We start from the raw sequence: 12,708 nt of genomic DNA on the forward strand, positions 1-12,708 counted from the left end.
CCCTTTCGGGTTAAAGTTAGTTGTTCACCTCGAGGCCATTTATTCTGAACCCCGCTTAGCTCTGCTAAGTATTTCTTAATGCGTACCACGGCGCACACTCGCGTCTCATAAAGCTCCCACTAGTCATTGCCCTAACCCTATAATTAATTTCCAGTGCACAAAAAGATTTGGTCTACTCTTTGCGATTCTTTCTAGTAACTTAGCTGCTTTGGTTTTATGCCTACTCAGCTTCTTGTACTTTGTCTGAAACCACTTTCTGAGTTTCCTATTAAACATTCTTATTATGTCCTCTAGCGCAGTTATGTGATACTTCCCGTAATAGTTAAACCAACCCCTTAGAATTGGATTACATATTCGTGATATATCTTCTATTTCCAAGTTTGTTCTTCTAGCAAATTTCCAGCCTCTAATTTCTTTCTTCATCTTTCTCAGACTTTCTTTACTTACGGTTGGAGTAAAACTTACAAATAGACTACCATCTTTTCTATTTCTTACAAGCCTTTTGCGAAATTCATATCCTAGGAATGTAAATGACACATTCTCATGACTATCCTTTCGTTTTCCATCTTGACAGTAGATGATTTTGGTCTTTGTATGTTTTATTTCCAGCTTGCAAGTCTTCAGTCTCTGCTCAAGTTGACTTAAAATTAGTTGTGCTTGGATCTTGCTTACACAATGTATAACACCATCATCAGCATATCTTGCCCACTTTACACTTGGATATTTTCTTCTCATCCACACATCAAAGCTGTAGTGCATGAATAGGTTACTTAAGATAGGACTAACTACACCTCCCTGCGGCACTCCGCTGAGACGCTTTATCTTTGTTCCATCTTCAAGTTGTATATCTGCACTTAGCCATCTTTGTATGTATAAGAGAACCCATTTGTTTGTAGTGTGCTTTCTGACTGCTTTCATCAGTAGATTGTGGTCTATGTTATCATACATTCCCTTGATGTCAAACTCTATTAACCAATTTTGGTCGAAGCATCGCTTCCTGGTTTGTCCTATGGCATCTAATGCTGATTTATTTGGCCTATAACCATATGAATCCTCATCAAATACCTTCTCAAGTTCTGGTTCTAAAACACTTCTTACAACTTCCTGTGCTATACGATCCGAGACAGTTGGTATTCCAAGTGTCCTTGTCCCTCCATCTGCCTTGGTTATATCACAAGCCTTAACTGCAGGTGGAAAATAACTACCAGATGATAGCCTATTCCATAGCCTGTAAAGGTTCTTGCTTAAGTCTTGATCAAACTTTTCAATTGTTAGATCATCAATACCTGCTCCTCCTCTGTTTTCTTTAACTCTTTTATAAGCCATAAACACTAGAGATTTCGGTATATCAAAAGGCTTTGTTCGTTCAATCATTTTCATCCTCCTTCAAGTTGAATGATTTACTAAAGTCGACTAGTTCAACCCCTTCGCTCCATGGTCATTACAACCACTTCTTCACTACTACGAGTTGATCCGCCCCAGTGATTTGTATCGCTACTCTAAAGCTTGAGGATTTGCCTCTTGCTTGTCTCGCTTTGCATCAAATCGACTGGTTCCTGCAGTTCCTTATTAAAGCCCAGATCAGACTCACGCCACCTTTATGCCGAACACCGCCTACACAGTAATCAGGTTCCCTGTACGCTTTTAAGAGGAGAACAACTCACTCCTCCTTTCGATGTTCACTTCCCTTTTCGACACGTTCATCAGTGGTTCACTTACGTTCGCCTTTCTGATCCACACCTTCCAGCTCTTACGCTGATTTTTCCTTAACGCTTATGACCCTATCTCTTAAATAGAGCCACTTAAGGTGGTTTGAAACCTGCTCCTGAAAACCGATTTCGAAGGACCTTCCTTCATCTTCAATAAAGCTTCTCACAAACATTACCCTGTTTGTTGCTGCAGCACACCATCATTCTTTGGATCGAGAAACTTCGAAAGAGCCATAACGAACTAACCTAAAAAGCATTAATAATTATACACAATTCTGAAAAAATATTCAACTTCTTTATTTTTAGTTTATTTTTTTAAGTTTTGAATGCGTTGATGAAAAAAATGTCTCCCATAGGTGGCTTTAGAATACTACTACGCACCTTAGAGGTCCTTTTGTAGATCTTTTTATAACCCACTTATAAAGCGCCTAAAAACCCCGGCAAATGAATTCATGAGCTATAAAGAGCTTTAAAAACACTTATTTTTGGTGCAAGGGCCTAACAAAAGTGCGAGCGTAAGCCTACCATTAGCTCTCACACCTTTCATAATAAAGAGCTTGAAGTCAACATTTTCATGGTAAATTTATGCTCACCTGTGTAATAATGTGTAGTTTATTTCTGTTAGCGGCATGGCAAAACGTACTACTATCTCCATAAGATACGAAATAGCGCAGAATGTAAGAAGCTGGATATTAAAGCGAAAATATACCCAAAAAGATTTAGCAAATAAAACAGGTATAGAATACTATACGCTGCTAAGGTATGTAAAAGGAAAATGTGGCATTCCAACTGAAAAGTTAAAACGTATAGCAAAGGCATTGTCAGTTCCTATTAGTAATCTACTTCCTCCACCAAGAGAAGACAGTTGTTTTGATAAAGATAAGGCGCAAGAGACGTACGATTTCATGGGAAAATACATGAAAACAAAGGGGAGAGGACCGCGCAAGGCAATTAATGCATTAACCAAATTTATTCGAGCTCAAGAGGAAAGTGATGTAAAAGCAGCAAGAATAAGAATGGCAAAAAATATGCTCGAGTTAGAATTTGATGCTGATATTATCTACCAAGCAACAGGCTTATCAATAGATGAATATGATAACAAAGAGCTAGTTGTCTGTAAGCGTTACAAGGAAGGACAAGAGATGAAGAAATGGAGGATAATAAGAGAATATACTCAAGAGGAATTGGCAAAAGAGCTAGGTGTAGCACGTTCACAAATACATAACTATGAACAAGGGAAGAGTACCTTTTTAAGCGAGGTGGCGTGTAAAGTTGCAGAAATATTATCAGTGGATGCTGAAGATCTAATAACGGAAGAAGATTACTATGAAGGTGAAGACGAGGAAGCGGAAAATGAGCTATTAAGTTTGACGAGAGAATTCAAAAGAATTGATAATCAGGAATCAAGAGATGAACTGAACATACTAATAGAATTTTTGTCCGAAAGAAGGCAAATCTACAGAGAAAAGATCGACAAAGCAGAAGGGATAAAAGTAGCAAATAATCTACTTATACTAGGTATTTCTGTTGATGCTATTTCTTCAATAACTGGCTTATCTAGAAAACCCATATATACCTCCTAGTCTAAAAAGTACAATATATGAAAACAATATGGTAAAAATACAAACATTATTTCGTATGTCAAGTTTTTTTTACTTCAGAATATCAGAACCAATCATAAGTTATTCCTAATCTTAAAAAGCAACTAGAAATGGGAATTAATTTGGGAAAGTGTTGAAAAAAAAAGTACATAAATCTTCAAAGAAATGTATCTTTAGGTACTACATGCTTGTTTGACTGCTTTAATTCTTTCTAAAAACGCGAAACTATCATTGCTAGTATGTGTCTAAATAGGATGAAAATAGGCCAACATATTGGACTTTAGGTTACTTAAAGCTTGTGCATATGCTGATAATTTGAATCAAGATTTAAGAATACACTGGCGATTTATTGTGCCCAGTAGTCCATACACTAGAAAGGACGCTCTTAACAGCATCACACGTACCTATATCGGGATCTTCTTGCTTTTCCTCACTAACTCTCTCGCAAAACTTTCCAACACCATAACCTACTAATGCACCAATTACTGCAGCTACAAGAAACACCGCAACAGCACCAACAGGAGTTAAAGTAGCAGCTCCTGCAAGATATGCTATGCTCAAACCTAAAAACAAACCAATTGCTATACCGCCACAAACATAGTATTTGTTGTTGTTTTTAGATTTTATTTGTAATTTAGGGTGTCTTTTAAAACCTATCCCGCAATGTATAAGATTAGCTAACTCATTTGCACCTTCATCACCAATGTTGTTATCAGATAATTCAAGTTTAGTAAGATTCGTAAGACTAGCTAAAGCTTTTGCACCTTCATCACCAATTTTGTTATATTTCAAATCAAGTTTAGTAAGATTCGTAAGACTAGCTAAAGCTTTTGCACCTTCATCACCAATTTTGTTACTACCTAACCAAAGCCATTCAAGATTTGTAAAATTACCTTCAGCTAACCCTTTTGCACCTTCATCACCAATTTTGTTACTACCTAACCAAAGCCATTCAAGATTTGTAAAATTACCTTCAGCTAACCCTTTTGCACCTTCATCACCAATTTTGTTACTACCTAACCAAAGCCATTCAAGATTTGTAAAATTACCTTCAGCTAACCCTTTTGCACCTTCATCACCAATATTGTTATATTTCAAATCAAGTTTAGTAAGATTTGTAAAATTACCTTCAGCTAACCCTTTTGCACCTTCATCACCAATTTTGTTACTACCTAACCAAAGCCATTCAAGATTTGTAAAATTACCTTCAGCTAACCCTTTTGCACCTTCATCACCAATATTGTTATATTTCAAATCAAGTTTAGTAAGATTCGTAAGACTAGCTAAAGCTTTTGCACCTTCATCACCAATATTGTTACATGTCAAATCAAGTGTAGTAAGGTTTGTAAGACTAGCTAAAGCTTTTGCACCTTCATCACCAATATTGTTACATGTCAAATCAAGTGTAGTAAGGTTTGTAAGACTAGCTAAAGCTTTTGCACCTTCATTGCCAATATTGTTATATTTCAAATCAAGTGTAGTAAGATTTGTAAGATTAGCTAAAGCTTTTGCAACTTCATTGCCAATTTCTGCTCTGTGCAAACTAAGTTTTGTAACGTCTGTTCTATTTTGTAAAAAGCTTACTAGTTCACTTACGTTTACGGCGCAATGACAATAAAGGACACCGTACTTAACATGTTCATTAAAATCCATTTCTTCTCCTTACTAAAATTATCATATAAATATTTTAGCCAGTATTTCAGTGATTGTCAATTTTGTTAACAAATTACGTGAAAATTTGTAGAAAATACCAGACTCTGTAGCGTCACAAAAAATTTGTTCATTTACTTTTTCTAAAACCGCAAAAAAGTACGTATCTTTGTGAGAGCTTGTTTGGTAAAAATAAGGTTGTGAAAATAGAAGGTTGAAATTGTTGCAACGAAGTTAAGCAAATTGGTTCGTATATAAATATGGTAAAAGTAGGCCAATATAGCTAGTTTTGTGGTATAGTAAAATTATTATAAGAAAAGTTCGAACGTGTCATTTGGAAAAGAAGATCATTAGAGGGAAAAGAGGAGCTTGATGATTTGGAAGAGAGCTTAATTGATGAAAGATAGCGCTATGTGTTTCCAAAATTGTGCATAAAAGTAAAACAAAACGAAGGTTAACAGTTGCGTCTTTTTCGCAAGAATAGCTGATAAATGGATTTATGGAAAAAAGGAGTGCCTGAACTATGAAAACATTTACAGGAGAAACTATGAGAAAAAGAACATTAACTGTTACCTGTCGATATGAGCCTGATGAGTTAGCAGATAAACGCTTATCGGATGTATACGGGCAACTGATAGAGAGATTGATAAAGAGAAAAAAAGAAAATAGAGAGAAAGAAACAAATGAAAGTAGTGAGTTTATATGCGAGAGTGTCATCGTGCAAAAAATTAAGCATAGTACGACAAATACAAGTTTTCTTGTCGTTTTAATCTGCACAGATTGCGAAGTTAAATGAAATAGCTTCAGTTTCATGATAAGGGGGCTGACGAAACTTGTCAAGTAAGTTTTTTCGTTTCTGCGGGCTACTTCTTGACACCAGTGGTGTTAAGTATTCGTACAGTTATTGGTATTATTAAGATACTCCCTAATCTTCTTTAAATCCTCCCAGGCTAAACGTTTTTGCATTGGCTGACGCAGTAGGTAAGCTGGGTGAAATATAGCAGCTGTAGTGATTGAGTGAGATAAATATTGGTTAGTGTACGTATGAAATCTACCACGCAAATTCGATATAGTTTTTGTGCTGTCAAGAAGGCTATAACACGCAATTCCCCCGACCAAAATTAGAATTTGCGGTGAAACCAGTGCAACATGCTTCTCAACAAATGGTCTGCACATATCAAGCTCTAGGTCGGTTGGCTTTCTATTGCCAGGTGGGCGCCAAAATACGGTATTGCTTATGTATACCTTAGTGCGATCAAGATTGATTGCATTTAACATTTTATCGAGCAACATTCCACTTGCACCACAAAATGGTATGCCTTGAAGGTCTTCATTTGCTCCTGGAGCTTCACCAACGAGCATAATTTTTGCGTTTGGATTACCATCGGAAAAAACAGTATTAGTTGCAGTTTTTTTTATCTCACAACCTTCAAATGATTCAACTGCACTTCTTAGTTCATCCACACTACTACATTTACTTGCAAGTTTCCTTGCTTCAATTATCCAATCACTTGGAAACATGTCTTTTCCATCTTTAGTGTCACCCCAGCGCGTATCTGCATCTTTCTTCTGGGTCCCAGTTTGGATAACAGAGGGTTGCACACCCTCTTTGCTCTCCAACTTTTTTTCCTCTTCACCCTCTGTTAGTGTGCAATCAACGCCCACTTCATGGTAAAATTTTAATAATTCTAGGTCTTCATTGCTCATAATGCTTTTTAACCTTTTGTGCTTTTTTCATGGCCATATCATACTTTAATTTAGATAAATGTCTAATATATAATATGCCATTTAAGTGATCTAGCTCATGCTGAATACACCTTGCGAGCCAGCCGCAAGCTTTTAGCGTCTGTTCCTCATTATTTAAATCCTTATATTTCACAGTCAAATATTTTGGACGCTTAATTTCATAGCTTTGCTCTGGAATTGAAAGGCACCCTTCTTTGAGAATTACTTGTTCATCGGATAATTCCGTAATTTCAGGGTTAATCATGTAAAATTTGCCAGTCGATTCATACCCTACTGGCTCGTCTTCAGCTCGAGAGAGCTGAATGTCCATAACAAAAACTCTCCTCAGCACTCCAACTTGCACTGCAGCAAGGCCAAGACCTTCTGCATCGTACACAGTTTCGAACATGTCGTTTACTAATTCTTTAATTTTATCGTTTATATCTGTTACTTCACTGGCACGTGTGATTAGTCTTTCATCAGGGGCAATTACAATTGGTAATATGGACATAAAAATTATAATTCTATGTTTTGCTTTTCCTTTTGTCCAGAATTTAGTGTATATTAAAATGTTGCTATATCTATAATAGAAATATAAATTATTAAAGAAAGCTACAATTTAAATGAAATTGCGTAATAAGGTTAACTAATGTACTCTGCAGTAATAGCAAAACCAAAGAGAAACGTTTTTGCTGTTTTAGACATAGGTACAACAAAGATTATTTGTCTAATCGTTAAAATAAATGGCAACTTCAGCTATAAAGTGACAGGAACGGGCTATAAGATTGCAGAAGGTGTAAACGGTGGGTCGATAACTAATGTAAAACACGCAAATTACTCCATCTCATCAACTATAGGTTTAGCTGAGCAAGTGTCAGAGGAAACTATAGACCAGATATATGTGAACATTGCTGGATGTGGCATCTCATCTTTTAATGTACATAATGAAATTATTGCAGCTAATCATGAAATTTCTGACCGGGATATAAAACGTGTAGTTTTTCAGACGTTTGAGAAATATATTGAAGAAAATGTTATCATTCACAATATACCACTGAAATATCACTTAGATGACATGACTGACATAAAAGAAGTTGGTGGATTGTACGGAAAAAGACTATCTGCTGATGTTAATGTTGTCACTGCTTCGCGTCCAGCGCTTACCAATATTGAAAACTGTATTACCAATAATGGTGGATTAAATATGGCAGGTTGTATTGCTTCTGCATATTCTGCAGGTCTTGCCTGTCTGAGTGAAGATGAAAAAGAGCTCGGGACTGCTATTGTTGATATAGGCGGTGGGTGCACTGCAATTGGAATTTTCAAAAGAGGGAAACTTGTGTATGCAAGCAGCGTTCCAATTGGTGGCGTTCATATCACTCGAGATATTGCTTACGGGCTATGCACAAGCATAGAACGTGCAGAGTATATAAAAATACTGTATGGTAGCACTATCGTAACTTCAATAGATGAGAACGAATATATTACAGTCCAAAATAGTGAAAATGATGAACCTACTCAAGTATTCAAATCTGAGCTTATTAACATCATAAGACCAAGAGTTGAAGAAATACTTGAAATGGTAAGAGAGCAATTTCAAGAGCAGAAAGATCCAATTAATAAAGTAGTGATCACAGGTGGAACTAGTCAACTCACAAGCATGAAGGAAATTGCAGGCTATATATTCAATAAGCAAGTTCGAATTGGGTGCCCTGAGTCTTGTAGCGGTCTTGATGGCGAATATGATAAAAATCCTGTATTTTCTGCTGCTATAGGTTCTATAAAGCTAATAGTTGAAACTTTTTATAAGAATAACTCTGGAATGCTCGGTCAAGATGGTAAAATAAGTAAGTTGTACCATTGGGTTAAATCAAAAGTTACAGTTTAATTTTACTGAATGAAATTCTTATATCTGTCAAAGGAAACATTATGAATAAAAAACATTGTTTCAAAATTAATAAACTTGTTCGTGATCATACAACTGAAATTATACGTTCCCATGGAATTATTGTTTATGAGAGGGTGATGGAAAAAGATGAATACATTGAACGTCTCAAAGATAAACTTTTAGAAGAAGTAAAGGAAGTTATTGCCTCTAAAACCTCAGATGAAAACCTTGAAGAGTTAGCTGATTTACTTGAGGTCATACATGCATTAGGCAAAGAAAGTGGACTATCTATAGAACAAATTGAAGAAAAGCGTATCTCTAAAAAACAAGAGAGAGGTGGTTTTGAGAATCGTATCTACAATACTTACATTGAGGTGAATTCTAATAGCATCGATTACTATCACAAAAAACCTTCAGATTATCCTGAGATAGTAGTTGTATAGTTCAGATTATTAAATAGACTTCTTGCTTGACCACCTTTCATACAAATGACTTGACACTAGGATCAATAGGGCTTATTTTCATAATACGTAAAGTTATTACATTTATGTACTTGCAAGTAAGCGTACCAATTACAATAAGACATGGAAAATATGAACATAACTATACACTCACAAGAAGATTTTGAATTTATGCGCAAGGCTGGCAGGCTTGCTGCTGAAACTCTTGATTTCATTGCACCGTATGTAAAGGTAGGGGTGACAACTAATGAGTTAAATGATCTATGTCATGATTTTATAATTAATGCAGGTGCAATTCCAGCACCACTAAACTATAGGGGGTATCCAAAATCGATTTGCACTTCAAAAAATGCAGTTGTGTGCCATGGTGTTCCCGATGATAAAACGCTTAAAGATGGAGATATTTTAAATATTGATGTCACGGTGATTTTAAATGGTTGGCATGGTGATACAAGTCGCATGTTTTGGGTTGGCAAGCCATCAATAAAAGCAAAACGTTTGTGTGACGCTACTTATCATGCATTGATGGAAGCAATTAAACAAGTTAAACCCGGCAATAAGTTAAATGAAATAGGGCTTGCTATAGAGAAATATATTAGAGATTTTGGATATTCTATCGTACGCAGCTACTGCGGACATGGTATAGGAAAAGTCTTTCATGCTCCACCAAATGTAGTGCATTTCTATGATCAAGATGAAAATCTCATCTTGAAGGAAGGTATGTTTTTTACAATAGAGCCAATGATTAATGCTGGAAAACATGAGACTCTGCTCAGTAAAATCGATGACTGGACAGTGACAACACGCGATCTTTCACTTTCTGCTCAATTTGAACATACGCTCGGAGTAACTAAAGATGGTGCTGAAATATTCACATTATCACCTAAAAATTGGCACTTCCCACCATATAATTAGATTTTTTTAAACTCTGCTATACTGCAACTATACTTGGATCTTGAAGAAAGCTAATCCTTAATTTGCGATATAGCAACTAGCCCAATTAATGCACAGAAAATCATGTAAAAACTAGCTGAAGTCTCTTGTCCTGTAACTTTGATAATTGTTGTGCATATAAATGGTGCAAGGCCACCAAAAAATCCAGCAGCTATATTTCTTGACAAGCCAAATCCGCTGTACCGAACCTTTGTTGGAAATAATTCACACATAAATGCACTGACAGGACCAAGCGATGCAGCTATTGGAATTATAAAAAGAATATGTGCCGTAAAAGTGAGTAAGTAATTGCCACTACATAACATTGAGAAAACTGGATAACTCACTATTACAAAAGCTATAAATGAAAATTTCATAACTTTTTCTCTTCCTACCTTATCAGAAAGTATTGCAAACAATATTGTCAATCCTCCGAGCGCAATTTGACTCAGTATTTCTACCATATGGTTAAAATGAGTATTTATTGTTGATGTAAGCACATTGAAAAATACCAGATATATGTAAAGAGATGAGTTTTCAACTATATCAACCCCAACTGATATCAGAAAAGGTTTTTTATAGCTATTCAATAACTCTTTTAATGGCAGTTTAGATGGATTTTTCTGTCTTTTATACTCTGGGCTTTCATCAAGTATATATCTCATATATATGCTGATTAATCCCATTGCTAAACTGAAAATGAAAGGTAATCTCCACACCCAAGATTCAAAATCAGATACTTTTTTGCATATGAGTACTGCTATCAGGCTTAATACTGAACCAAAAATTGCGCTTAATACTTCAATGCTGCCAAAAAATCCTTTTTTGTTTTTAGGAGCGTGTTCTATTAAAAATGGTGCATTTCCTGCTTCTCCTCCAAGGGATATACCCTGCAATAATCTTAAACAAACTACCAGCATTGACGCTAGTATTCCAATGCTTTGATAACCTGGAACAAAAGCAATTAATACGGTTGATAAAGTCATTAATATAATCGAGAGCAATAAGGCAACTCTTCTGCCATGCTTATCACCAATGTGACCAAATATAGCAGCGCCGACTGGTCTCATTAAGAAACCCACTGCAAACACTCCAAAAGCCTTCAATACGCTGGTTAGTTGATCATCCGATGGAAAAAACACACCACCTATTATGTTTATTAAGTGGCCAAAAAGCATGTGGTCATACCACAATAAAGTGTTACAAATCAAACTTGAAAATATTACTTTTGTTATTTGCTGCATAATTTTCTATAGTTTGTTTAGTATTTAGTAATATACATTACTTTTTTTTATATAATAGAAAAATTTGAACATTATATTAATAATAGTATCTTATTAAATCTTAATATTTTTATATCATTGACTATATTCAAGTATTTTTATATTATTGCCTATATATTTCCATATGTTTTAGTGGGAAGCTATTTTTATTTGTATGCACAGAGTCTTTTGATGGAGCACTATGACACACACTCCAGTTTTGTTAAAAGAGATGCTATCACTACTATCACCGCAGGATGGTGGTATATACGTGGACGCCACATTTGGAGCTGGAGGGTATAGCAAAGCAATATTGGAGTCAGCTGATTGCAAGGTATATGCAATTGATAGAGATGAAACGGTAACTAAGTTTTATGATGATTTAAGCGTTAGATATCCCGATAGAATAAAACTATTCATTGAGAAGTTTAGTAATATTAAAAGTATACTAAGCAGCGTTGAGCCATCTCCTGTCATCCCAGTACTTGATACTGGAAAAAATAACTGGTCACGCGCTGGAATGAAATCAAACGGAGTGGATGGGGTGGTTTTTGACATCGGAGTTTCATCTATGCAGCTTGATAACGGAGATAGAGGGTTCTCATTTTTACATGATGGTCCACTCGATATGAGCATGGATAACTCTTCTTATATAAACGCTTCAACGTTTGTTAACGCTTTACGCGAAGAAGAAATTGCAAATACTATATATAACTACGGAGGAGAGCATCATTCTCGCAAAATCGCAAGAGCAATAGTAAGTGCACGGAAGAAGAAAACTATCAAAACTACATTTGAGCTTGCGAACATTGTACGTTCTGTGGTGTTCCGTGGAAAAAGCAAAATTGATCCTGCAACCAGAACATTTCAGGCAATCAGAATATGGGTAAACGATGAGCTGGGAGAACTTGAGAGGGGCATTAAAGCTGCATCTGAAATTTTAAATGAGAATGGCAAATTAATTGTTGTCACCTTTCATTCTTTGGAAGATCGTATAGTCAAAACTTTTTTTAAAGATCTATGTGAGCCAAGATCTACTGATTGTAAGACATTCTCTCTTCTAAATAAAAAAGTGATCAAAGCAAGTATAGAAGAAGTAAGTGCAAATCCGCGTTCACGCTCAGCAAAACTAAGAGCTATACAGAAGTTGTCATGAGAACTTTCTGCATCATCTCAATAGTTATGTTTTTTCTTAGCATTGTAGGACTATTTAAGATAAAACTACATGTTCAGTCATTAAATAGAGAGCTAATAAAAATAAAAAGTGAAATTAGTTTAGTACAAAGTGATATAAAAGTTTTACAAGCAGAGTGGAGCTATTTGAATAATCCAAAAAGACTTGCAAGCCTTGTAAAGAAATACCTAAAAAATAACTCTTTAATACTGGCTAGCCAGGTTAAAAATCTTGACTCTTTAAATGGCCGCAGTGTGTTAGCACAACTTAAAATCCATGATCAACAGTGAGATTAAGTCTTATTT

General features: G+C 35.6%; 12 protein-coding genes. 7 read left to right on the plus strand and 5 right to left on the minus strand.

What is annotated here, in order from left to right; all coding sequences use genetic code 11:
• Window positions 1-123: 123 nt before the first annotated feature.
• The gene (gene ltrA / locus AAGD68_RS02955) at window positions 124-1,374 is read right to left on the minus strand and encodes a group II intron reverse transcriptase/maturase (RefSeq protein ID WP_265044928.1); all 1,251 of its coding nucleotides are present in this window, start codon (window positions 1,372-1,374) and stop codon (window positions 124-126) included.
• A 964-nt stretch (window positions 1,375-2,338) separates the two neighbouring features.
• On the opposite strand from ltrA, the gene AAGD68_RS02960 reads away from it, so the two are divergent.
• Complete coding sequence (locus AAGD68_RS02960; RefSeq protein ID WP_265044926.1) at window positions 2,339-3,292, plus strand: helix-turn-helix domain-containing protein; 954 nt, start codon at window positions 2,339-2,341, stop codon at window positions 3,290-3,292.
• Between the two features lie 345 nt (window positions 3,293-3,637).
• On the opposite strand, the gene AAGD68_RS02965 is transcribed toward AAGD68_RS02960, so the two are convergent.
• Window positions 3,638-4,963, minus strand: coding sequence for a leucine-rich repeat domain-containing protein (locus tag AAGD68_RS02965; RefSeq protein WP_341814364.1), 1,326 nt, complete (start codon window positions 4,961-4,963; stop codon window positions 3,638-3,640).
• A gap of 520 nt (window positions 4,964-5,483) precedes the next feature.
• On the opposite strand from AAGD68_RS02965, the gene AAGD68_RS02970 reads away from it, so the two are divergent.
• Window positions 5,484-5,756, plus strand: coding sequence for a hypothetical protein (locus AAGD68_RS02970; RefSeq protein WP_264329155.1), 273 nt, complete (start codon window positions 5,484-5,486; stop codon window positions 5,754-5,756).
• 89 nt (window positions 5,757-5,845) lie between these two features.
• Here the strand turns inward: AAGD68_RS02970 and AAGD68_RS02975 are convergent, their stop codons facing one another.
• Window positions 5,846-6,667 carry a uracil-DNA glycosylase family protein gene (locus AAGD68_RS02975; protein ID WP_253309680.1) on the minus strand — a complete coding sequence of 274 codons (822 nt, stop codon included), beginning with the start codon at window positions 6,665-6,667 and terminating at the stop codon, window positions 5,846-5,848.
• Complete coding sequence (def, locus tag AAGD68_RS02980) at window positions 6,657-7,196, minus strand: peptide deformylase (RefSeq protein WP_253309681.1); 540 nt, start codon at window positions 7,194-7,196, stop codon at window positions 6,657-6,659. The genes AAGD68_RS02975 and def overlap by 11 nt, the downstream gene beginning before the upstream one ends.
• 138 nt (window positions 7,197-7,334) lie before the next feature.
• On the opposite strand from def, the gene ftsA reads away from it, so the two are divergent.
• The 3 genes from ftsA to map all read left to right on the plus strand — a co-directional run bounded on the left by ftsA (window position 7,335) and on the right by map (window position 9,949).
• Window positions 7,335-8,573, plus strand: coding sequence for a cell division protein FtsA (ftsA, locus tag AAGD68_RS02985; protein ID WP_265016322.1), 1,239 nt, complete (start codon window positions 7,335-7,337; stop codon window positions 8,571-8,573).
• A 41-nt stretch (window positions 8,574-8,614) separates the two neighbouring features.
• On the plus strand, window positions 8,615-9,016 hold the full coding sequence (locus tag AAGD68_RS02990) for a nucleoside triphosphate pyrophosphohydrolase (RefSeq protein ID WP_253309683.1): 402 nt from the start codon (window positions 8,615-8,617) through the stop codon (window positions 9,014-9,016).
• A gap of 150 nt (window positions 9,017-9,166) precedes the next feature.
• Window positions 9,167-9,949, plus strand: a complete 783-nt coding sequence (map, locus tag AAGD68_RS02995) for a type I methionyl aminopeptidase (protein WP_253309684.1) — start codon at window positions 9,167-9,169, stop codon at window positions 9,947-9,949.
• Between the two features lie 50 nt (window positions 9,950-9,999).
• Here map and AAGD68_RS03000 read toward each other — a convergent pair whose 3' ends face one another.
• On the minus strand, window positions 10,000-11,211 hold the full coding sequence (locus AAGD68_RS03000; RefSeq protein WP_341814365.1) for an MFS transporter: 1,212 nt from the start codon (window positions 11,209-11,211) through the stop codon (window positions 10,000-10,002).
• A gap of 220 nt (window positions 11,212-11,431) precedes the next feature.
• Between AAGD68_RS03000 and rsmH the strand changes: the two genes are divergently transcribed.
• Together rsmH and AAGD68_RS03010 are read left to right on the plus strand one after the other, a co-directional pair.
• Window positions 11,432-12,385: a 16S rRNA (cytosine(1402)-N(4))-methyltransferase RsmH gene (gene rsmH, locus AAGD68_RS03005; RefSeq protein WP_253309686.1), complete on the plus strand. Its 954-nt coding sequence runs from the start codon at window positions 11,432-11,434 to the stop codon at window positions 12,383-12,385.
• Complete coding sequence (locus AAGD68_RS03010) at window positions 12,382-12,693, plus strand: hypothetical protein (protein ID WP_265016323.1); 312 nt, start codon at window positions 12,382-12,384, stop codon at window positions 12,691-12,693. The genes rsmH and AAGD68_RS03010 overlap by 4 nt, the downstream gene beginning before the upstream one ends.
• The last annotated feature ends 15 nt before the right edge of the window (window positions 12,694-12,708 follow it).

The sequence above is a fragment of the Wolbachia endosymbiont (group A) of Machimus atricapillus genome, from assembly GCF_964027095.1.
Taxonomy (GTDB): domain Bacteria; phylum Pseudomonadota; class Alphaproteobacteria; order Rickettsiales; family Anaplasmataceae; genus Wolbachia.